The organism is Brevibacillus sp. AF8, from assembly GCF_021270385.1.
GTDB lineage: Bacteria > Bacillota > Bacilli > Brevibacillales > Brevibacillaceae > Brevibacillus.
The window spans coordinates 92039-114405 of sequence record NZ_JAGQDN010000010.1 but is presented as its reverse complement, the minus strand read 5'-3'; the positions used below and the strand labels follow the sequence as shown (position 1 = coordinate 114405).

Annotated in this window: 18 protein-coding genes; 2 read left to right on the top strand and 16 right to left on the bottom strand. The window is 47.3% G+C overall.

The window, feature by feature from the left end; genetic code table 11:
* Window positions 1–257 precede the first annotated feature (257 nt).
* The 7 genes from kamA to speE all read right to left on the bottom strand — a co-directional run bounded on the left by kamA (window position 258) and on the right by speE (window position 7365).
* Window positions 258–1622 carry a lysine 2,3-aminomutase gene (kamA, locus tag KB186_RS15065; RefSeq protein ID WP_173610433.1) on the bottom strand — a complete coding sequence of 455 codons (1365 nt, stop codon included), beginning with the start codon at window positions 1620–1622 and terminating at the stop codon, window positions 258–260.
* 164 nt (window positions 1623–1786) lie between these two features.
* Window positions 1787–3205: a sigma-54 interaction domain-containing protein gene (locus tag KB186_RS15060; RefSeq protein WP_232773909.1), complete on the bottom strand. Its 1419-nt coding sequence runs from the start codon at window positions 3203–3205 to the stop codon at window positions 1787–1789.
* A gap of 77 nt (window positions 3206–3282) precedes the next feature.
* Window positions 3283–3675, bottom strand: a complete 393-nt coding sequence (locus tag KB186_RS15055; RefSeq protein ID WP_173610431.1) for a hypothetical protein — start codon at window positions 3673–3675, stop codon at window positions 3283–3285.
* 74 nt (window positions 3676–3749) lie between these two features.
* A complete protein-coding gene (locus tag KB186_RS15050) occupies window positions 3750–4163 on the bottom strand; it encodes a YwiB family protein (protein ID WP_173610430.1) in 414 nt (137 codons plus the stop codon).
* A gap of 55 nt (window positions 4164–4218) precedes the next feature.
* Window positions 4219–5463, bottom strand: a complete 1245-nt coding sequence (locus KB186_RS15045; RefSeq protein ID WP_173610429.1) for an MFS transporter — start codon at window positions 5461–5463, stop codon at window positions 4219–4221.
* Window positions 5464–5642: 179 nt separating this feature from the next.
* Window positions 5643–6512 (bottom strand): agmatinase, encoded by an 870-nt coding sequence (gene speB, locus KB186_RS15040; RefSeq protein WP_017252411.1) that lies wholly within the window; start codon window positions 6510–6512, stop codon window positions 5643–5645.
* Window positions 6513–6531: 19 nt separating this feature from the next.
* A complete protein-coding gene (gene speE, locus KB186_RS15035) occupies window positions 6532–7365 on the bottom strand; it encodes a polyamine aminopropyltransferase (protein WP_026043396.1) in 834 nt (277 codons plus the stop codon).
* A gap of 196 nt (window positions 7366–7561) precedes the next feature.
* Here speE and KB186_RS15030 point away from each other — a divergent pair, with 196 nt between their 5' ends.
* A complete protein-coding gene (locus KB186_RS15030) occupies window positions 7562–9613 on the top strand; it encodes a transglycosylase domain-containing protein (protein ID WP_232773908.1) in 2052 nt (683 codons plus the stop codon).
* A 51-nt stretch (window positions 9614–9664) separates the two neighbouring features.
* On the opposite strand, the gene KB186_RS15025 is transcribed toward KB186_RS15030, so the two are convergent.
* From KB186_RS15025 to KB186_RS14985, 9 genes are all read right to left on the bottom strand, one after another.
* Entirely contained in the window at window positions 9665–9922 is a 258-nt protein-coding gene (locus KB186_RS15025) for a hypothetical protein (protein WP_015893678.1), read from the bottom strand.
* 240 nt (window positions 9923–10162) lie between these two features.
* Window positions 10163–10660, bottom strand: coding sequence for a YwhD family protein (locus KB186_RS15020; protein ID WP_173610426.1), 498 nt, complete (start codon window positions 10658–10660; stop codon window positions 10163–10165).
* Window positions 10661–10757: 97 nt separating this feature from the next.
* A complete protein-coding gene (locus KB186_RS15015) occupies window positions 10758–11075 on the bottom strand; it encodes a hypothetical protein (protein ID WP_173610425.1) in 318 nt (105 codons plus the stop codon).
* Window positions 11076–11101: 26 nt separating this feature from the next.
* The gene (locus tag KB186_RS15010) at window positions 11102–13888 is read right to left on the bottom strand and encodes a lipase/acyltransferase domain-containing protein (RefSeq protein ID WP_232773907.1); all 2787 of its coding nucleotides are present in this window, start codon (window positions 13886–13888) and stop codon (window positions 11102–11104) included.
* A 66-nt stretch (window positions 13889–13954) separates the two neighbouring features.
* On the bottom strand, window positions 13955–17902 hold the full coding sequence (locus KB186_RS15005) for an ABC transporter permease (protein ID WP_232773906.1): 3948 nt from the start codon (window positions 17900–17902) through the stop codon (window positions 13955–13957).
* A gap of 38 nt (window positions 17903–17940) precedes the next feature.
* Window positions 17941–18843: an S-layer homology domain-containing protein gene (locus KB186_RS15000; protein WP_232773905.1), complete on the bottom strand. Its 903-nt coding sequence runs from the start codon at window positions 18841–18843 to the stop codon at window positions 17941–17943.
* A 36-nt stretch (window positions 18844–18879) separates the two neighbouring features.
* Window positions 18880–19269 carry a thioredoxin family protein gene (locus tag KB186_RS14995; protein ID WP_173610500.1) on the bottom strand — a complete coding sequence of 130 codons (390 nt, stop codon included), beginning with the start codon at window positions 19267–19269 and terminating at the stop codon, window positions 18880–18882.
* A gap of 183 nt (window positions 19270–19452) precedes the next feature.
* Window positions 19453–19983, bottom strand: a complete 531-nt coding sequence (locus tag KB186_RS14990; RefSeq protein ID WP_173610421.1) for a YwgA family protein — start codon at window positions 19981–19983, stop codon at window positions 19453–19455.
* A complete protein-coding gene (locus KB186_RS14985) occupies window positions 19976–21271 on the bottom strand; it encodes an HD domain-containing protein (protein ID WP_232773904.1) in 1296 nt (431 codons plus the stop codon). The genes KB186_RS14990 and KB186_RS14985 overlap by 8 nt, the downstream gene beginning before the upstream one ends.
* A 196-nt stretch (window positions 21272–21467) precedes the next feature.
* Between KB186_RS14985 and KB186_RS14980 the strand changes: the two genes are divergently transcribed.
* Entirely contained in the window at window positions 21468–22319 is an 852-nt protein-coding gene (locus KB186_RS14980) for a CPBP family intramembrane glutamic endopeptidase (protein WP_173610420.1), read from the top strand.
* The last annotated feature ends 48 nt before the right edge of the window (window positions 22320–22367 follow it).

Below are 22367 nucleotides of genomic sequence, written 5' to 3'. Positions count from 1 at the left end.
CCCCTCTATTGCGAGTTTGTCTTTGGACGTGGAAATCGTTTTTTCTATCTTATCAGAATCATGGAAATAAATGAATGAGTATTCAGTCAGTGTGTTTATTTTTTTCGAAAAATGAAACGATACTGAGCGACCGCTCATAATGGGTACAACTCGATCTTAACACACAAGTTGCGAATCATCCATCCTCTTCGAAGAGTTGGAAATATTCTTACGAAAAAAGAAACAGCTACCTTCATACGGGTAGCTGTTCAACATGCTTATTTTCCTGAAGCTTCTTTGGTCTCGGCAGTGGTCTGTTCTTTCTTGGCCTTTTGCTCCGTGCGAACATCTGCGAGTGATTTGACCTTGGTTGCTTTGATACGCTTGTTGCGGGGCAGATCAGTCGGCTCCAGATTGTCTACCTCGTCTTGCATGAGTGCTGCAATACCAACTGCTTTGCCTTTTGCAGCCTTGCAGTATTCGCAGTTTTCTTCATCATGCTCATGGTATTGCTTCGGCTCTGGGTAGGACGTGATAACGCCTTCAAAATTACGCAGGACAACTTTATCGGACGCTTGCGAAATGATGTAATTCGGACTGACTGGAATTTTACCGCCGCCGTGTGGAGCGTCTACTACAAAGGTCGGAACTGCATAGCCGGAAGTATGGCCGCGCAGGTGCTCAATGATTTCGATCCCTTTGCTGACGGGCGCGCGGAAGTGTCCGATTCCCTCAGACAGGTCGCATTGATAGATGTAATACGGGCGAACGCGGATTTTCACCAGGTCCTGCACCAGCTTTTTCATCGTATTCGCGCAATCGTTGATACCGGCCAAAATAACTGCCTGGTTGCCGAGCGGAACACCAGCATTGGCGAGCATTTCGCAAGCCAGCTTCGCTTCCGGTGTAATCTCTTTTGGATGGTTGAAGTGTGTATTGAGCCAAACCGGATGGTATTTTTTCAAGATATTGCACAGGTTTTCAGTAATGCGCTGCGGGAATACAACGGGTGCGCGCGTACCGATCCGAATAATTTCAACATGCGGGATGTCGCGCAGGCTGCTGATGATGTACTCCAGTACGCGGTCATTGATCAACAGACCGTCTCCACCGGAGAGCAGTACATCGCGGACTTCTGGTCTTGAGCGAATGTAATCGATACAGGCATCCAGTTGTTTCTTTGGCACGCCCATGCCGATCTGACCGGAAAAGCGACGGCGCGTACAGTAACGGCAATACATGGAGCATTGGTTCGTCACCAGGAAAAGCACGCGATCTGGATAACGATGTGTCAGACCGGGTACAGGAGAATCGGTATCCTCGTGGAGTGGGTCTTCCATGTCGTATTTGGTACGAACCATCTCAGAGGACAATGGTACAGACTGCATGCGAACGGGATCGCTTGGATCGTCTGGATCCATCAGATTAGCATAGTACGGTGTGATGTTGAGTGGAATCGTTTGCGTAGAAATACGTACGCCCTCTTCCTCTTCCGGTGTCAGGTTGATCACCTGCTTCAAATCATCGACCGTCTTGATCGTGTGCGTAAGCTGCCACATCCAGTCATTCCATTGCTCGTCCGTGACATCCTTCCAAAGTTCTATCGAACGCCAATCGCGTTTTGTCGCTACTGTCATGTGCATCCCGTCTCCTCTCGTCTTATGGTGAACCTCTTCGTTTCACTCAATCAACAAGAGATGCAAGTGCCATGCCAACAAATCAAAAGATTTAGAAAATAGGGAATAGAGCGTTTTGTGAGCGCTTCTATTCCCTGTAATCCTTCGCGAGTCTGCCGAATTTTCGGCAATCAACAGGGAGGGATCATCCGCTGCGAGAGCTTGTATTGCAGCGTCTGTCTTGGGATGCCCAAGAGCTTGGCGGCGCGAAGTACATTGCCATCCGTTTGCTGCATCGCATCTTTGATCACTTTTTCCTCTACCTCACGCAAAATTTCGGGCAGCGTACAGCCTTCCTTTGGTAGGAGTTGAGCCGAAATTGACGCTTCTTTTTTCTCGGACTGCGAGCGTTCCAGTAAATGAGCCGGAAGATGATCCAGCAAAATAATGTCTGACTCCACCATATTCATGGCTGCTTCTATGACATGTTCCAGTTCACGGACATTCCCTGGCCACTCATACGCAGCAAACAATTGAGCCACTTCCCTGCTGATTCCACGCACATTCATGCCGAAGATCCCGTTGAACTTTTGCAAGAAATGATCGATCAGCATCTCCACATCTTCTCTGCGCTCGCGCAATGGCGGCAGTTCAAAAGAGACGACGTTGATCCGGTAGTACAGGTCGGCACGCATGACTCCTCGCTCCACGAGTGACTGCGGTGCTTCGTTGACTGCGGCGATTACCCGCACGTCTACTTTGGTCGAATGGCTCCCACCGATCCGTCTGATCTGACCGTCCTGGAGGACTCGTAGCAGCTTTGCCTGCAGGTCGAGCGGCATGCTGTTCAGTTCATCCAAAAATAGAGTACCGCCATCCGCCAGCTCGAATAATCCTGGGCGATCATCGGCTCCCGTGAAGCTTCCTTTTGTCGTGCCAAACAGCAAGCTTTCGAGCAGCGCGGCAGGCAGCGCGGCACAATTTTGCGCGATGAATGGCTTACTGCTGCGGACAGACGCGTGGTGAATGGATTGAACAAACAGTTCTTTTCCCGTCCCGGTTTCGCCGTATATCAATACAGGAGAAGTTGTCCGGGCAGCCTTTCGAGCGCGCTCTTTGAGGCGCTTCATTTTTTCACTCATCGTCAAAATGTCTTCGAAATGGAAAGTCGTTTCATCAACCGTGCGTTTTGTCCGTTTCGGCTTGCTAATTTTGGCCTGAAGATCGACCAAGCGTTCCGACAGTTCTTTTAGCTTGCCGATATCCTTCGCTACCTCGACTGCGCCGACTAACCTTTTGCCTACTCTTACCGGGAGTGTCGTGTTGATTGTCTCTACACGCATTCCCTTCCAGTTCTTATATGTCTGTGTCTGGTTGTAAATTGATTCGCCACTATCGATAACACGCAGCAGGGTACTCGACTGTCGATCAAGCGAAGGAAAAACCTCCAACAATGGCTTTCCCAACACCTCTTCTGGGGTCAACCCATCGAGCTTGGCTGCGACGTGATTGTAGAAAATCGTAATGCCATTTGCATCCACAACGTGAATTCCTTCATCGATAGCACCCAAGATCGCCTGCAACATTTCTACCGTATCTGACAACGGCATCCCGGCTTTCACTCCTTCCTTTCATCCATACTGCCAAAAAATCATCACTTCGCCGAATATTCGGCACTTTTATGCATTTATCGATTACGCCCTACCTGAATGGCAAGCATTGCGGTATACAGTAAATGTCCCAATATCCAGATGAGGAACGCTGTCATACTCATCGGGGATTGACTCAGCACACTAAATGGGAAAAACGCAACAGAAAAACTGAGCATCCAGTACAGCAAATATCGTACCGACCGGGCTTTTCGTTCCCGCGGGTAAAAGTGCATGAGAAAAAAGGCGACGATCACACTAATCAGCAGATGAATCAATAGTTCTACAATAGAGGGCAGGTTTTCCATACCCGGTACATAGCTGACATCAATTAAAACGGGAAAGGTATTGGTATCAAACAAACCATCCCCGAGCGCTAAAAAAGCAGCAAGACCCAGACCGGCTATTAGTCCATTTGCGAGTACAAACATGCTGTATCCCCCTCCCACTTCAGCCGCAAGTACTCCTATTGTACGTGCAAAAAACCGCCCTTGCAAAGGGCGGCTTATTTTCCTAGCTCTATTTTCAGCTCATGCTCACCAGCGTACTGCTCATTCATCCATAGCTGGTACGCGATTTCTACCTGTACAGGAACCTCTGCTTCGTAGCGGATTCGCAGCTTGTTCGTATGCGTCTCCATTGCAAACGGACCATAGGGACTTTGATAGGTAGAATGAGTGCTGGCACCTTTTTCGAATTGCTGCCTGGTTGAAACTCCGCCCTGACGAACCAACGTTATGGACGTATCTGTCAGCTTCAGTGTCGTGCTTACTTCGCCTACGCCCTCCATCTGCTCTTTGTAGGTCAAGTACCACGCGGATGCTTTTTGTACGCGCCTGCCCTCATAGCTGTGGGTCGTTTCTTCCCAGTTGCCTTCGACATGATGCCGTGCCGTCAATTTCACTTGTATGTCTTGCATGCTGCTTCCACACTCCACTTTCTTTCGCTTCCCATTTATCCCTACATTCTACCCTTCATCGCTCTTCTGTGGCAACCGCAGCCTCTGCTTTGGCATCAGCCAGCAGGTATCTCATGGTAGCAGCAATCCCGATTGCCGCCAGCAGCAGTAGACCCGCCAACACCAAGTACCCGACTCCTGCCCCCGTATAATCAATCATAGCCGTAAACAAACCGATCAGGACCAGACGCATCATCATGCCGATTGAGTTGAAAAAGCTCATCACCCGCCCCATCTGATGCTTCGGCACAACTGTCATATAGAGCGATTGCCGAATCAAGCGCACAGAAGCGTTACTCCACCCGTAAAACGTGTACGCCGCAATCAGCGCCCAGCCATACGGCAAAGCAATCATGACGACAATGGCAATCGCGAACAACAACGTATTGCCGATCATGGCTGCCAGCTGTCCCATCTTGCGAACGACGATCGCAACGAGTAAACCTGCCGCCACAGCCCCCAGTGCATATGTGACCTCTCCCAGCGAATAAACCGAGACACCCTCCTGCAGCGTTTGGCTTATGTAAACAGGCTTCAATAAGTTCGTCGCCATAACAGCGATGAAGGGCATGAGTGCGGATATGCCAAACAGCAGGAATCCTTTCTTTTGCTGAATGTACCGCCAGCTTTCCATCAACTGCCCCGTCCACGCGACACCCTGGTTTTGCTTCGCTTCTTTTTCCAGCGTGAAGGTATACGTCATGGTAGACAGCAAGGTAAAGGCGAACAAGTACGTAATCGCATTGAAAATAATCACCACATGCAGTCCATAGGAGCTAAGCAGAATCCCTGCAAACGCGCCAGCAAGAACGGATGCCGTCTGTCCTTCGATCTCGAGCAGACTGTTGATGCTGTTGTAGTGCTTGGGCTCAAACGTCTCCTGTACCAGCGCGGACTGCGTCGGGTAATGAATTTGGTACATAAAAGTCGTTGTCAAATAGATGACAATCAGCATCCACTCGGTGTACTCTCCGAAAAAGCCCCAGATTGCAAGCATGCCAAGCACGCTAAATCCGATCAAGTTTTCTATCAGCAGCATCTTCTTGCGGGAGTAACGATCGATGAGCGTCCCGATATACGGCCCAATGAAAAACATCAGTACCGCAGAAGTAAACATGGTCGAGCCCAAAAGTTGAGCAGAACCTGTCGTTTCCACGAGGAACCAGGCAATCCCGATCATCGTCATCCCTTGCCCAAAACCGGAGAACAAATTGGAAAAGAACAGCTTTCGAAATGGTGCGTAGGCAAATACCTCTTTCATGCAGACAACTCCTTTGTAGGAAACCCTCCGTCGACTTTTCAATCATCTTACTATTATGATTGTACTGACAATTTTATACTTTGTAAACTAAAATGTTTATTAATTGAAATTGACGTCCCAACTAATAGGAAAAGCCCCCGGTTCTTTTGCAAACCGAAGGCTTATTTAAAGCGGATATCTTATTTTACAAAGCTCAAGAGCAGCTCGCGCACGATTTTGGATGCCGCGATTTGCGTCATTTCACTGTGGTCATACACAGGAGCAACCTCCACCAGGTCACAACCGATGACATTCGCACCGTTGTTTGCCATGAAGTGAATAGTATCGAGCAGCTCACGAGACGTGATGCCGCCTGCTTCTGTTGTACCTGTTCCTGGAGCGTGCGCAGGGTCCAATACATCGATATCAATCGACAGGTAGATCGGACGGTTGCCGATGGTAGGCAGCACTTGCTTCACTGGCTCCAGTACATCGTATTTGTACAGGTGCATGTTTTCTTTTGCCCACTCAAACTCGTCCTTCATCCCGCTGCGGATTCCGAAAGAGTACACATTTTTACCGCCGATCAGGTTGCATACCTTTTTGATCGGGGTGGAGTGGGAGTATTCGTATCCCTCGTAGTTGTCGCGCAGGTCAGTATGCGCGTCAAAGTGGAATACGACCATGTCCTTGTACTTTTCATAAACCGCTTGGAATACTGGCCAGGAAACCAAGTGCTCTCCGCCCAGACCCAATGGGAATTTGCCATCTGCCAATACTTTTGCCACGAATGTACGGATCGCGTCCAGGCTACCTTCCACGTTTCCAAAAGGAAGAGGAATATCGCCGGCATCAAAGTATTTGATGTCTTCCAACAGCCTGTCCAAGTACGGGCTGTACTCTTCCAGTCCGATAGAAACCTCACGAATACGGGCAGGGCCAAAACGAGAGCCCGGACGGAAGCTCACTGTCCAGTCCATCGGCATCCCGTAAATAACCGCTTGGCTTTCTTCGTAATTCCCGTGACTACGGATAAAGACATTTCCAGAGTATGCTTCGTCAAAACGCATAGGTGTAGTTCTCCCCCGATTAGTCGCGGGTCAGCTCAGCCACAAAGTTAGGCAGTTTGAAAGCAGCGTGGTGAACTTCCGCATTGTAGTATTTGGTGCCCAGATCTTTGATTTTCGCTGGGTCTACTTCCAACGGATCATGTTGCTTGGAAGCGATGGTGAAGCTCCACAGTCCGGATGGATAAGTAGGGATGCTGCAAGTGTAGAGACGAGTAACCGGGAAGATCGATTTCAGGTCTTTGAACACACGCTTAATCAGTTCACGGTTGAACCAAGGAGATTCCGTTTGAGCAACCATGATACCGTCTGGTTTCAAAGCATCGTGGATGCCTTGGTAGAAACCTTTTTCGAACAGACCTACAGCCGGGCCAACTGGCTCTGTAGAGTCGACCATGATCACATCGTACTCACCTTTGTGGTCGTGAATATGTTTAATGCCATCGATTACTTGTACATCTACACGTGGATTGCCTGTCAATGCACTCGCAATCTCAGGGAAGTATTTTTTGCAAGACTCAATGACGCCACCGTCGATTTCAGCCAGAACTGCTTTTTCTACAGACGCGTGCTTTACGATTTCACGAATAGCACCGCCATCGCCGCCGCCTACAACCAGAACCTTTTTCGGGTTCGGATGCGTGTTCAACGCGATATGAGAAATCATTTCATGGTAGACAAACTCATCGACATCGGTAGTCATAACCATGCCGTCGAGCACTAACATGCGACCAAACTGCTTCGTATTAATTACGTCGATTTGTTGAAACTCGGATTTCTCACTGTATAGGGTTTCTGTAATTTTCGTTGTTATCCCGTGATTTTCCGTCTGTTTTTCGGTGTACCACAATTCCATGTTCATGGCTATGTAACCTCCTTCAATTAACCGCATGAAAATACAATATAACAAGAAAATTATAGTAGCTGTCTTCCAAATTGCAAGATATTTTTCTAGCAAGGAAAGTTTAACCAGCTTGCAAGCGACACATACTACTAGTAACGTAGTATGTCCTATTTTATTGATTCAACCGCAGAAAGGAGGAGAGGCACACATGGAAGTCATTCGCGAAGCCCCATTACTGCGCTATTTGCGTTGGGCTAAGAAATTTGTAAAATTTACCATTCTCAGCCTATTATGTTTCTCTTTTGCCATCTTGCTACTCATTTTGTACTTACGCTCACAACCACTCCCGGAAACGTTTGTGAAGCAAACCACGACGATTTACGCTTCCAATGGAGAGGTTTTGGATACGATGCACCGTGGCGAAAACCGGATTTCTGTGCCACTTGCAGAGATTTCACCAGCATTGCTTGATGCGACCATCGCTATCGAAGATCGTTCGTTCCGCGAGCATTTTGGTTTTGATTGGAAACGGTTAGCCATGGCTGCTTATGTCGATGTCGTTAACATGGACATGCGTCAAGGTGCCAGTACCATCACCCAACAATTGGCGAGAAATCTGTACCTCAGCTTGGACAAGACCTGGGAGCGAAAAATCAAAGAAGCCCTTCTTGCGATTCAGCTTGAACTGAATTACAGCAAGGATGAAATATTAGAAATGTACGTGAATCAGATTTATTACGGTCATTCAGCCTATGGCGTACAAGCTGCTGCCCAAACCTATTTCGGCAAGGACGCCAAAGATTTGACGGTAGCAGAGAGCGCCATGCTCGCAGGCATCCCGAAGGGTCCTACTTATTATTCACCGTTTGTCGATTTGGAGCGCGCAAAAGCCAGACAAAAGCTCATTTTGAATGCGATGGAGCGCGACAATCTACTGACATCGAAGGAAGCAGAGCAAGCCTACGCGGAGCCAATCAAGCTGAAACAGCGAGCAAACGAGAATGTAACCGAGCCAGCTCCTTATTTCCGCGATTACATCGCGAATTTGGTAAAAAACAAATATGGCATTGACGAAGAAAAATTTATTCATGGCGGTCTGAAAATCCACACGACCCTTGATCCAGTTGTACAAAAAAAGGCCGAGGATATTGTTGCTTCTGTCTTACCAAAAAATAATTCGAATTTGCAGGTAGCCCTCGTCGCCATGGACCCTGCTACCGGCTATATCAAAGCGATGGTAGGTGGACGTGACTACAAGGTGAGTCAGTTCAATCGCGTGCTTGGCAAGCGTCAGCCCGGTTCCTCCTTCAAGCCGATCATGTATTTGTCAGCCTTGCAAAACGGCTATACACCGCTCACGTTGATGAAAAGCGAACCGACCGTTTTTACCTACGATAACAATAAGCAGTACATCCCCGGCAATTTTGGTGGAAAATATGCAAACGCACTGATCAACATGCGTGAAGCAATCAAAACCTCCGACAATATTTATGCCGTCAAGACTATTGATTTTCTCGGGCCACAAAAAGTGGTTGATCAGGCAAAGCAATTAGGTATCACCAGCTCGATGCAAGCAGTTCCCTCTCTCGCACTAGGAACTTCACCTGTCTCTCCCTTGGAGTTAAACGCAGCTTATGCAGCAATCGTCAACAAGGGACAAGCCGTTAAGCCCATTGCCATCACCTCCATCGAGGACAGCGAGGGCAACATTTTGGTTGAAGAAAAGCCTGAGAAAACACAGGTAGCTGATCCGGTCGCCTCTGCTCTCTTAGTGAATATGATGCAAAGTGTATTTGAACAAGGCGGTACGGGATATCGCGTAGCTGGCGAAATGAACCGACCGGTAGCAGGGAAAACAGGATCCACGGATTATGATGCTTGGCTGAGCGGATTCACTCCGCAGCTGGTTTCGACCGTATGGGTAGGTTACGACAAAAATCAAAAGGTCGATGATGTAAAGGAAGGCTATCTGTCCAAAAAAATCTGGGCACAGTTCATGGAAAGTGCGCTCAAAGGTCAGCCCCCTGCGCTCTTTGACATGCCAGCTGGTGTTGTTTCTGTCTATATCGATCCCGCTTCTGGAAAACTGGCGACCGAGCATTGTCCGAATCCACAGCTCTTTTATTTCGCCAGTGGAACAGAGCCTCAAGATTACTGCACGGATCACATCCCGACAAATGAGACACCGACACCTTTAAAGCCGCCAGATTCTTCGACCTTTTGGCAGCGCATGGGCAGTTGGTGGAAACCGAATCAATAAAGAAAAAAAGGACGTTTCTCTTGATCGAGTACGTCCTTTTTGATATACCTATTAACCTAGCGTGCTCTGATTGTCCCCGCCGCCCACGACTCCGTCTCCATCGGCAAAAACATGGTCGTTGACGATTGTAATCAGGCCGGCATGATCAAGCTGTTCCAATACTTCGAACAAGCTGTCCCTTTTTCCAGCAGGGAGCTTGCGTACAAAGTTGTTTATCTCGGTCGGAGTCACGTGTGTGCGGAAATGGACACCACCGTGCCTCACAAAATGATCATGCGATTGTTCATTACCACGGAGATCTTCTTCCAATGGGTACCGCCCCTTCCGTCAAACAGTTTGGTTCAATCCCCATTAGTGTTCCGCGATTTCCCAAAAACTATGATCAGCAATGATAATTATATATAAGACAAACAGGGAAAGAGTGACGGCTCTCTCCCTGTTTGCTGACCAAGTGTACATGTACACAATATGGAAATAAGTTTACCTGACTTCAATTGTGTGAACAATTGATTTCACGATTTGTTCACAGACCGTTCACGATTTCCAACTTTAGGACAAATTTTGCTTTAATTCCTCTGTGGAATTCTCATACATCGCTGCGTTATTTTCAATCAAAAGCTTTTTCAAAGCGGCCTTTTCCTTATCGGATAGATCGGACAGCATAATACGTCTCTTCATGGAGTAATCCATGCGATTCACATGATCTGCCAAAATTTTGTAGCCCCGACGCGCTTCCCGATCGATTTCCATGTAGCACGCAGTTGCCCCTGCATAGTAAGGACCAGCTTCATTGCGATCGACTGTTACCCAAACGAGCCAATAAGGCTTTCCATTTGGTACTTCTTCTTTATTTGTCGTCCATTTGATGCCCTTTTCTACAGAACTTTTGGCATGCAAGGCACCCATGTCAATGTACGCTTCGTCCCCATCGATAATGACCGAGGATACAGCATTCAGGTCGAGTACACCTTGACCAAAACCGCCATGTACATCGGTTTTTCCACTCATGATGGTAAAGCCGCCTTTTTTATTATCAAAAATATCCATTTGAATAACCTCCAGACAATCATTCTCCTTCCTTTATTCTACTCGAAAAGCGTGCGATGACGCAATTTGCCTATGTGCCCAGTTATTTATCCATGGGCTATTGGGTGTTTCGTTTTTTGTTTACGAGCTGGATCATTTTTTCGATGCCCCACATGATCAGGATTGTTACGACGGCTGTATGGACCGCCATGGCAACCTTCATGACTAACAGTTCACCTAGCATCGTGTCAGAGGGAACAATAAACAGGTAGTACACAAAGCTGATAAAAAGAACACTTAGAAAGATCAACCAGCCTCGAAAGCCTAGCATGAAGCGAATGGAAGCGGCGATGAACAAACCGATCAAAGGCCCCGCAAACATCAATGAAAATACGAAAGGACCGAGTATGAACCAGATTATCCAATTATCATCCATTGTCTTACACCCTTTGTTTTTGATGACTACACATCATTGGAATCTGTAGATTCTTCTACCTCTGTCAGTCCACGCACATCAAGCACGTAACGTCTTCCTGTTTCTTTGTAACGCTCCGAATCATCTGAAGAAAAGCGTTTGATCAGAAAGCGCGCTGGCTCCTCTCCCTCTACAGCTACAGTCGGCTGGAATTCCAAGTTTTCACCATCTCGAACATGGATAACAACGATGCGATCGTGATATTCAATTGACAGGTCTTCCCGTACTTCTTTTTTATTGGCGTCGAGCGTAAAGGTCTGACCGGATTTGTTTATCGTCACTTCAGGAAAGCTTTTGTCATCTTGTGCAATGATGTAATACAGGTAGTCAGCATTTTGGTCCGGAGCATTGCGCAATCCTGATTGTAATTCCTCATCTCCCTGTAGCAATCGCGTTACTTGGTCGATGACTTCTGGTATGGTCGGCAGTTTGGCGTGTTCGCCTTTCACGTAGTATCGTTTTTTCATATCCTTCTGGGCGTAATTGGCACTCATATACGGAACGGTGCCATCCCCAACGCCAGGATCGAGAATCGGGGACCATTCGTTATAAAAAGAATCGTAAAAGTAACCAAGCAGTGTTACTTGACCTGTACCCACGATGGAATACTGGGGAACATTGATCGTTTTGTTATCCCACTTTTCATGCATTTTGCCGCCATGTTTGACGAGCGGCGCATAGTCGAGGCGAATATTTTTGTCCTTTAAAAATTCATCATAGGTGTAGTACTGAATGTTACTCCTTTTCAGGAAGCCAACCGTTTCAAAGTATTTTTTAGAGGGTAACAGCTCGTAAACGGCAGGTGCATAAGAGGAAATCACTTTCCCTGTTTCCTCATCCAGCCAAGGGATCGAAAAATTGTATCCGTGCTTAAGAGCCTGATAGGCCCGTGGAGAGCCAAGGAAGGGTGTGCCCATGTATACGACACGATTCACTTTGCGCTGGTAGGACACATTGGATAGAAGTGTTTCTTTTACCAAGAGCCCACCCATGCTATGTGCCACCAAATGCACCTGATTTGCCCCACTTCCCTTCAGTGCAGCGTCGATTTTCTCTTTTAGAAGTTTGGCATTTTTGGTGCTGCTGTATCGCCAATCGTACGGCAGTGCAAATAAGGTGCGGTGCTTTTTGTATCCCGTCTTCTCCAATTCCTTTACCATGCTGTAATACTGTTCGGTAAGTTCTTTTAAAAACGGTGCATAGGAAAGATACTCGATGGCGTAAAAATCATCTTTTTCCGGGTGGATCGTCGCATCACGGACGACTGGCTGAACATCTACACTATTTGGCTTGATCGGCTCCAACGAGAGTAGCCGACGGTGCTTAGGATCATTAATACCAATGAGACTATCGCCAAGTCCCAACCATATTTCCGATCTCTTTCCATTCTGCTCCACTTCCAGGCGCGATCCACCCACTCCCGGGATTAAGATAACCGGAATCGTTCTGTCTCCTATATAAAGACTGTACGAGTTAGCAGTAAATCCCGAGCGTTGGCTGGCCATGACCTTGACTTTGTAGGTTCCAGGATAGGCATTGAAGGTAATATGTTCATCCGAATTTTTCGCTTTCTCGGATCTAGCGACGACTTTTCCGGCCTCGTCGAGGAGAAATACGTCCATATCCATTCCAGTAGGGATATCCTTGAGGGAGACCTCCACAGTAGAGGAGAGCTTAATGGATAAGCTGTAAAAATCCACATCCGTCTTTGAATGAAGATTCCCTACGATATTTCGGTTATACGCATCCAGCTCGTAGGCCTCTTCCATTGTGTCGTTTGGCTCGTATCCATCTGCCTTGCCCCCTCCTTGATCTGCGGAGAAATCAGCTCGCAAGCGGTAGTAGTAATCTTTCGAAAACGAGCCCTGTTTTCCAACGACCTTGATGTAGTACCATTTGTCTTTTTCAAGTGCCAGTCCCTCGATGAGCTCAGGCTCATTTCCATGCTGCTCTGAACGGGCAAGCTCCCGTTCCTCCTCATCATACACATACAAATCGTAGTCTTCGTTTGCCCGAATATCTGTGAGGGAGATATTCATCTGTCCATTTGTTGTTCCTCTGATTTTCCAAAAATCAACATCATCCTTGCTGCTAATCTTTCCATGGCTGTCCTTTCCATCAAAGAGCCAATCCGATTTGCTGCCCAAGGTATCATTCGGTTCTACCTCAAAGCGAGCTTCTCGACTGCGCAGTTCCGCTTCTCCTGGCTTATTCTCACCTGAAAATTCCGCATAAAATTCCTCTGCCAGCCGCGAAAGCTCTTCATCAGTGGCATCCTGCTCCTGTTTTTGTTCTGCCTCTTCCGGCGGAGCTGCGTTTTGGTCTTCAATCTCTAGTTCAACCAACACTAACGGCTCTCCCTGATCGGCAGCCATTTCATCCCAAGGCGCCTTTTGGATTTTTATTTTTTCTACGGTAGGGTCTATGTGTTCAGGTAACGTTAGCTCCCAGCTACGTAACGGCTCCTCTGAATCATCTATGAACATCGTTATCTGGATAGGGCTATCATCCGTAGGCATTACAGCGAGGGAAATCTGAGACTCCTCGTGAAAAGAACGAGTTTTGCTGTCGCTGCCCTGATTGACAGACAGCTCTACGTTATCCGGAGTACCCGATAATTGTGCCTGAAACCGCACCTCTCCCTCGTCGATCCATGCCCACGCCTCTTCTACGAATATCTCCGGTTCTTTTGCCCAGCCCTGTTCTACTATATTTCCCAAGCATAAAGCGAATAGGAGAAGTACACATAGCAAGCGCCGCGTGATTATTCCCACAAAAATCCCCCTCATCCTTTTTCTAGCTTTACTGTAGAAAAAGACAGAGCGGGGGTGCAAATATTTTTACTGAGTCGTATGGTTGCGGATTCCTTGTCGTTCCCATGCATTTGCAATGATTCGGAAGGGTAGTTGATAATCTTTTAGCTCGTGCCCTTGCCCGGAGGCTTTATTTTGATAGGGGAAGCCTTTGTTCACGTCAAAACGAAAGGAAACAGAGTAATAGACTGCGTAGCTCGCATCCTTTTGGAAGCCATGCTGTTTATCCCCCATCAAAGGCGTATCTACGCCCACTTCACGAGCTCCTAGCTTGGATGCGGAATAGGAGGGGCCTCTCCAGAGCCGAGGAGTCGCTTGTTGCAAGGCTAACAACGACTGTAACGGCGTTTGGCGTATGCCAGTTTCTGAAATCCACGCCCGCCCAGATGTCACGACGGGAAACTGGTTACTCACAGGATGACGGTGTCGATCCTGCAGCTCCACTTGTGTCAAGATGCGCTCACCCGCGTAATAATCGTTAGGCTGGCTGTTTGGATACCTGTCTCTGGCATGATACGCTTCCCATTCGGCTGTATGGCGAATCGAGCCTGTTGCATTAGGCTCAAAGACCTCAAAGGAGCGCTCTCCCCCTTTTACCGTAATCGTATAGCGTCCTGCCATCGTTTTGGATAGGTTCTGTGGTTCACACACCTCTTCATCTTCGTCGTTCATAGCACAGCTCTCGTAGGACAGCTCAAAATCGACCTGATAATCCATCACGATGACAAAGCCGTTGATTTCTGCTTTGTACTTTTGCGATTGGAGTACTTGGCGCCAAGTCGTCTGTGTTGGGACCGTAGTTCCTGTGTACACGACCTCAGTGCCTGTAGATGCACTGCTTACCTGCCATTGCATCGGCACTCCGGGGCCCGTCAGCTTCAGATCGAGCTGTGTTGGTGTATAGACAGCCATACTCTTGGCATCTGAAATCCACCCCGGATTCGCAGTGACAGTTACGTTTTTAATATTGTCCCCGCTGACTGCACTCTCCAATTGTGCTTTAAATTGCGTAATTTTCTGATTGATCTCCTGCTCTGTTTTTTGGAAGCCTTCGTTTATTTTCGTCTGATCTATGACCACGCGAATCGTAGCAGGCTCACGTTCCCACACGCCGTCTGCATGTAATGGCAGTTTTTGTAGCTGTCGACCGTCACTGTCATAAATCTCCAAGCCAATTTCACCACCATCAAAATCGCCCCCACCGCCAGGCGGCTCCGGAACTTCTCCACCGACAATCTTCACTGGCCAAGCCGCACGATTGTCTGTCCAGATCGTCTCGTTTTCCGGCATGGATTTCGCAGGATTGATATGGGCGATAAAATCCTCGGATTTTTGCGGATACTTCGTCGGAACCGTGATCTTGCGCACCTCACCCGGCTTGAATTCATTCACGTCCAAGCGAGTTTCCTTTTCTGAGCTAGCCCAGCGAACAGCCAATTTCGTATCATGTGTTAATTTCCCGGCATTCTTCACGTTAAATGTAATCGTCGCATCGGTTCCTGCAGCTCGAGGGCTCTTCGGATCAATTTGAAAGCTCGATTTCACAATGAGTAAATTCTCTCCATCCGGTTTTGGATCACCTTTGCCGATTTGCACAAAAAAATGACCGTCGCAGCCGTCACTCTGGGTTGAATAAAATTGCACCTTGTACAGCCCTTCTAAAAGAAGACCATTTTCGTCTCTCGGGAAATACACCCAGTGGCTATTTGTGGAGCTGTTTGAGCTATCGAGTGCCTTTCCGTCTCGCTTTCTTTCCCAAGAGCCAGACGCAGGATCAAACCATCTCATCGAAAAGTGACTATCATCCGACAAAAACATCCGAAACCGATACTTGTCTCGAATCTCATCTGCTGCTATTTCAATGGTTTCCCCACGTTGGATATCCTTGCTCCACTTCTGATTGTTTCGATCAATTTCTACTGACGCTAGAATATCCCAGCATTTTTGGTCAGACTCAATGGTGAATCGCACCTCACCTGTACAGCCCGTCTCGGACTCGAACAGCAATACGATTTCATCGCCAACATCTACGTTTGCTGGCAACATGAGCCTGAATGGCTCGCCCGCCGCAAGCTTGTCGGTTAACGCTGTTTTTCCACCGGGGCTCTTCCAATACCAAGTACCAGATACCTTCGAAGAAAACGATAGATTGGTATCGTATTGATCTCCAACCTCTGTAAAGTACTTGATGTATACGGGGTCTTTCAGTGTAAAACCTGAGCTGACCGATCCGTTCATACTTTCCCCTTCGGGAGAAAATGGCAGAGGTGGTTCGCTATGCACCAAAAACGCAACCTTTTTTTGATCAGCGATTGAGCAGGAAGCATCTTTTACCACAATCGTTATTTCCCAATTGCATTCAGGTCGCTCCCCCCACTTTGTTCCATCGAAGTTTAGCTTCAGTTTGTACGTTTTTCCTCGCTCGAATGGAAAATAGTACGGGTTATGAACATTTCCGTCCGGAAGCTTTAAACTGGAGGAATCATAGGGTCCCCATCTGCCATTATCATTTTCTTTGACTGGCAAGGTATAGATTTTTCCGTTTGGAAGCGATACATCCCACTTGAGAGATGCCTCCGAGCTATCTCCGTATTTGGTTGTGTATTTGGCTCGGAACGCAAGTGTATCGAACGGCATAATCTCAATCGTTTCACCGTTTCTTACTGCAGATGCCGATAGCGTAACGATGGGGCATGAGTCTTCGCCGTCTGGCGACTCGACTCTCAAATATTTCTCCCAGCACTCTGTTCCATCATCACTGATGTAGACGACTTTTACCCGTCCAGAGCTACCCACCCTACCTGTCGCGACCTTCCGATCCCCATTCGCTCCAGGCTTCATGTCATAACCATTCATCGTGTATTTTCCTGGTTTATTGGCAGAGAGAGTGATATCGGCATTTTTTTCGACAGCAATATCTGAGCCGCCGCTTGCAACAGCATTGTGGTCTTTTATATCCTTGTCGCCAACGACTTGAATGTTCAGTTTGGTTTTTGTTGATCCGATCGAACAAGCTGGGCCCGGGTCAGGCTTTTCGGGATCAGGCTTCTCCGGCGGGATTACATCTCCTACTGTGAATTGTGCTGTGTAAGGTGTGGAAACGCTTATGCTGCTTGATCCTTGGCGGCTTCTTTGATGCAGGTCAGTGATTGTTAGCGATACTTCATACACGCCTGGCTCGGTAGGCTTATATTCGGTATTATTATAGGTCCACTTGTAGCCCGGAGGATTGCTTGTCTCATTTACTGTGGGTGTAGCCGTGCTTGGATCGTTGAATTTTTGATCAGACAAGAGGCTCTTGTATCCACGTCCTGTTGTCTTGTTGATCACATTTAAAGACCATACAAAAATGCCGCGGTCATAGTAAGAAAAGTCCGTGGCATTTGCATGGATCTCAACGGTTTCGTTGAGGTTGTATTTGGTTTTGTTGGTGGTTATGCTGCCGCTGGGTTGTGGGGTTGTTCGGAAGTGGCCTACTGAGATGTATCCGCCTTTGCCGTCTGGGACGAGGTTGTCTCCTTTGGTGTAGCCTGCGCCGCCTGAGGCGGAGGCTAGTTCTGCGAGGTTGTAGGCTTGGTACTCTACGAAATCTCTTATAGTACTACTAGAAACAGTTTTACTATAAACATTAGCAGCTCCCCCCAAGATATAATTGGGATTTCCGCCAAACTGTTTGATCCAGTAGCTTGTTTCACTTTCGTCTACGAAGTACCATCCTCTGTCTGCCTTTTTGTTGATATCAGCGAATCCTAGTACTCTATTTCCATCAATGACCCTATCTACTTCAATCTGTGATACTGTTGCACCAAGTTCTCCATCTATTCCTGAGATCGCAAGAATGTCAAACTGATTTTTTGGTGCAAGCTCTTTCTGTGAATCTACAGTAGCAACACCGATGCCGTGGTAGTTTGGTGTTGCACCTGCAAAATTTGAATAAATAGTAAGTAGCCCGCTTAAGAGACAAAAGGAGAGCACAGAAAAAATTAATTTCCTGTGCCTTATTATAAGTCGTATCATTGTTTTGTACCCTTCGCTTTATAAAATTTCCGTGTGTTATCAACTCTCTCAAAAGTAGGTAATTTGGGATACATAAAAGCACCAGCATCCGTTGAGTCGTTATTATTTATTATTACTAAAGACATATAGTCTGCACCATTTATTGAAATACTGAAGGATTCATTATTTAAAAAACCTTCTTTAACGTTTTGTTTTGAGACAAACATCGCCCTTATCATAAAATCACTATCACCCTTAGGCACCTTCCCACTAATCTTCCCATTCACAATCTTCAAGCTCTTATGAAACTCATCCGCAAATTTAGCCCCTTGCTCAAGCTGCCACTTATCCTTCCACAAATAACGCAAAATCTCCGCCGCTTCCCCTCGTGTCACAGGCAAATCCTCACGAAATTTGGGCTGTCCACTAGGCGCAGGCTTCATCCATCCCCACGTGATCAGCGCCCCGGTATTGGTTAAATTCGGATTCTTTTCACCCCGAATCGGCTTCCATGCAGCATACACCAGCGCTGCTGTTTCTTCCTTCGTCATCAGTCTGTTCGGCTCGACTTTCACTCCCGCCAAAATCCCCGCCTTCTGCGCCTTCTCATAGCTCATCTTCGCCCAGTGCCCTGCTGGGAGCTGCGGTACGGGCGCTACCTCCTTCAATCCGCGAATCGCTACTAAACTCGCAATAAACTGCCCCTGCGTGATTTGACTATTCGGATAAAAGTTTCCCTTGCTATCCAGCCATAAGTATTTCTTCTGTACACCGAAATCAATGGCTGCCTTTGCTGTATGTGAAGCGTAATCCTTCGCTGGCGCAGCAGCCTGTACGCTAGAACTGTCAGCTACTCCAGTAAGCCCTGCCATTGCGAGAAAAGCTGCTAGTAGGCATGACATCATTGCACGTTTGTTCATGGAATGACCCCCTCTTTACCGGATATTTTACCTATATTATCCATTTTTAGAAAGAGTCTGATTTAGGTGCCTTTGCAAAAAGCTTCGCAACGTATTCTCGGGTACCGCCCCTTCCAGCTTGTCGACCACTTTACCTTGTTCGACGACAAAAACAGTGGGGGTTGCCTCTGCCCCGAGGCGCGACGCTTCATCCAGCTCTTTCTGCTCATGGATATCCAGTCGTTGAATCATTTCCGGTGGATATTCCTTCACGACTCTCTCAAATGTCGGCCCAAACTCCGTACAATACACGCAACTATCACTATAGACATACACCACTCTCACTTCATGCGCACTGGCTGTCCCCCACGCGCTTATACCGGCGACAAGTATCACAACACCGAGCGCGATCCACAGCCACCATTGCTTGCTTCTGCTCACGACCATCTCCCTTTCGCTAAGCAAAATGTTTCATACCTATGCACTTGTCAAAGAACGATGCCCGTATTATGCAGCTCCGAACTGAGACAAAAAAAGCCAGCCCCATTGGACTGGCTGACATATATAAAAAAAAGACGTACCACAACTCTTGCAAGTTCGTACGCCGTGCTTGTCCTTGTATGGTGTTCCCTATTGCTTACGTGCAGTGCCGCCGTCTTCCTTCATCAGCGCACGCAGTTCTTCGATAAACGCTTGCCCTTTTTGAATCTCTTCCTCGGTGTAGCGCTGCTTGCTCTTAAACGTAAAGATTTTGCCCTTCATTTCCTCATAAGGCAGGTGGTTGAAATACAGAATCGTAGAAACCAGCTCGAGAAAACGGGAATTCTCCTCGTTCATGCGCAAAATCGCACGTTCTCCACTCCCGAAGTCAACCTCATGAAACTTGAGAAAATCATGACCGGTTTCGTTCAAAGAGTAACGATACATATGAATGGCACCTTTACTCTCCATTTGCTCATCCAGAAGCCCCATGTTGCACAGCTCATCTACTCTAAGCGTCAGTTCCTCCGAATATGGACCGTACATGTGAAACTCGTAGCGCTCATCGAAATCCATCTCCAGATGTTTTCCTATGTACACCATCTTTTGCAATTTTTTTCGCCCGCTCACTTCGCCGACTATCTCAATCAGGCGTATGATCTTGGCGTGACGATTAAGCATCCTCCATCACTCCCAGACGTTCTCGAATCTTACGGGAGAGATCCCCCGGCAAAGCCATGACTTTATCCAATGGAAAGTACAGCTTGTAATCAAAGCGCCGCTTTCCGCTAATGGCCTGTACAATTTCTGACTTCTGTGACAGCTCGACCAGCTCGCCTGAAGGCATTTGAAGCATAATCGGAATGCGCTCCTCTTCTTCTCCGGCACGGTAAAAATCATACGGAAGATCGGAGGTCGTGTCTACCTCCAAATAATACATCGGATCAATTCCGGCAGATTGAAATAGTTCTTTTAGTTCAGACAGCAAGCGAAAATCCCTCGGATTATATTCGACGTATTTAAAGAGATTCCTGTCCAAAAAACGGGCGCACAAATCTTTCAACACAGGGTCTTGCTCTCTGCGCCAGAGTTGCATATAGAAAAGAATAATGGATTCATCAAGCGCCAAATAATCAGCAAGCTCTACCTTTTCCTGCAAAAAAGGCAGCAGCATGACAGGTTCCTGCATGAACGGATAGCCTTGGGAGAACAAGAGCTTCGCCCGTTGAAAAATTTTGCACAAGATGACTTCCGCACTTCGTGTAACGGGATGGAAATAGACCTGCCAGTACATTTGATAGCGAGACATGATGTAGTCTTCGATAGCATGCATCCCGCTGAATTTAAAGACAATGCCATCCTCCTGCGGCCGCATGACACGCAAGATACGCTCAATCTCGAAATTGCCATAATTAACGCCCGTATAGTAGGCATCACGCAGCAAGTAATCCATCCGATCGGCATCGAGCTGGCTGGAGATGAGGCTTACGATCAGTTTATTGTCATATGTCTTATTAATCACTTCTGCCAATTTCTTCGGGAAGCTATCATCAAACCGACGAAGAATGCGGTTGATTTGCGTATCTCCAAGCAAAATGGCGCGCGTCCAATCCTCGTGATGGTACTTGAACACCTTTTCAAACGAATGGGAAAACGGACCGTGGCCCACATCGTGGAGCAAAGCCGCACATAGACACAGCAGCTTTTCCTCGTACGTCAACTGAATCCGACCTTCGAACGTCTCCAAAATTCTGCGCATCAGTTCATACACGCCAAGCGAGTGGTTAAAGCGGCTATGCTCTCCACCGTGAAACGTAAAAAAGCTGGTGCCCAGTTGCTTGACTCTGCGCAAACGTTGGAATTCTGCGGAGTTGATCAAATCCCAAATGAATTTGTCCCGCACGTGGACGTAGCGGTGAACAGGGTCTTTGAATACCTTTTCTTCATGAAGAAGCTGGGGCTGTTGCATCCTGGACACTCCCTTCCTGTACTGCTCTCTATCTATTACTGACAGTGAATTTTGATTCTATCATATCATACGTCTGATACCATTTCTTGCTTAATCAAACTCTTACAAAAATCTGAAGAATGCCATTTTCGCCTAGACCGAGTAAAAGGCATATAGGATTATATGGAAAAATGGTTGGAATGAGAGGTTTTCGCAAATGTGGACAAATACATTTCGATACGTAACCAAAAGCCCACTTTTCCTTCTTCTATTGATGATGATGCTCTTTCTGCCCCTGCTCGCCTCCTGGGGACAATTTCTCTCCTCAGGTTTTTTGGGACAAACGGTTTACGTATCTCTCCTATTCTGGCCGAAAACCGATTGGAAGGTCGCTGTCCCTCTTCCTGGCTGGCTTATTTTTGGTGTGATCTCGCTGCTTTACGCTGGCGGCATCTTATGGCTTGTAGGGAGGAAAAAATTGGGGCAGGCATTTCTGTTCATCCTTGTCGGTCTCTTATTGGCAAAAGCGGCTGGAGCTGCTTTTCAGGCGATTAGCGGATGGTCTAGCACGCAGCCAATCGGTGCACAGTCACTCGCTGGCAAAGCAAATCTGCTTGTGTTTGCCATCTGGCATAATCCTTTGTGGGAGGAGCTTGTCTTTCGCGGCATCCCTTTTCTCATGCTAACACTCCTCTATCGGAGGAACACAGATCTGCCCACTGGTGCAAGATGGATGTATCTACTCATTCCTTCGATAATTTTCGCCTACTATCACGTACCTGGGCATGGTCTGGGAGCTATTTTTGAATCGTTTCTCATTGGTGTTTTGTGGGCATGGGCAGCACTTCGCTGGGGACTGCTAGCTCCAATCGTCCTGCACATTTATGCAGACGCGATGATCATTCCTTCACTCCCCAAAATGAAAAACATGCCTCTGGAGGAGATTCCCTGGCTAGTCAACCAAAGCATGCTGCTACAGTCAATCTGGGCTTTATGTGTACTTGTTTTTCTCATACTGATCCTTGCTCTTTTGATAATCGGCTGGCGAAAAGCAAGAAAAGCTTACTAAAAAAACAGCGACAAACTCCCGAAAGAAATAAATCGGAGAGTTTGCCGC

Coding starts and splice junctions, on each gene's coding strand:
- KB186_RS14980 (WP_173610420.1), top strand. CDS start 21,468: ATGTGGACAAATACATTTCGATACGTAACCAAAAGCCCACTTTTCCTT.
- KB186_RS14990 (WP_173610421.1), bottom strand. CDS start 19,983: ATGCTTAATCGTCACGCCAAGATCATACGCCTGATTGAGATAGTCGGC.
- KB186_RS15020 (WP_173610426.1), bottom strand. CDS start 10,660: ATGGATATTTTTGATAATAAAAAAGGCGGCTTTACCATCATGAGTGGA.
- speB (WP_017252411.1), bottom strand. CDS start 6,512: ATGCGTTTTGACGAAGCATACTCTGGAAATGTCTTTATCCGTAGTCAC.
- KB186_RS15015 (WP_173610425.1), bottom strand. CDS start 11,075: ATGGATGATAATTGGATAATCTGGTTCATACTCGGTCCTTTCGTATTT.
- speE (WP_026043396.1), bottom strand. CDS start 7,365: ATGGAATTGTGGTACACCGAAAAACAGACGGAAAATCACGGGATAACA.
- KB186_RS15050 (WP_173610430.1), bottom strand. CDS start 4,163: ATGCAAGACATACAAGTGAAATTGACGGCACGGCATCATGTCGAAGGC.
- KB186_RS15000 (WP_232773905.1), bottom strand. CDS start 18,843: ATGAACAAACGTGCAATGATGTCATGCCTACTAGCAGCTTTTCTCGCA.
- KB186_RS15045 (WP_173610429.1), bottom strand. CDS start 5,463: ATGAAAGAGGTATTTGCCTACGCACCATTTCGAAAGCTGTTCTTTTCC.
- KB186_RS14995 (WP_173610500.1), bottom strand. CDS start 19,269: ATGGTCGTGAGCAGAAGCAAGCAATGGTGGCTGTGGATCGCGCTCGGT.
- KB186_RS14985 (WP_232773904.1), bottom strand. CDS start 21,271: ATGCAACAGCCCCAGCTTCTTCATGAAGAAAAGGTATTCAAAGACCCT.
- kamA (WP_173610433.1), bottom strand. CDS start 1,622: ATGCACATGACAGTAGCGACAAAACGCGATTGGCGTTCGATAGAACTT.
- KB186_RS15060 (WP_232773909.1), bottom strand. CDS start 3,205: ATGCCGTTGTCAGATACGGTAGAAATGTTGCAGGCGATCTTGGGTGCT.
- KB186_RS15030 (WP_232773908.1), top strand. CDS start 7,562: ATGGAAGTCATTCGCGAAGCCCCATTACTGCGCTATTTGCGTTGGGCT.
- KB186_RS15055 (WP_173610431.1), bottom strand. CDS start 3,675: ATGTTTGTACTCGCAAATGGACTAATAGCCGGTCTGGGTCTTGCTGCT.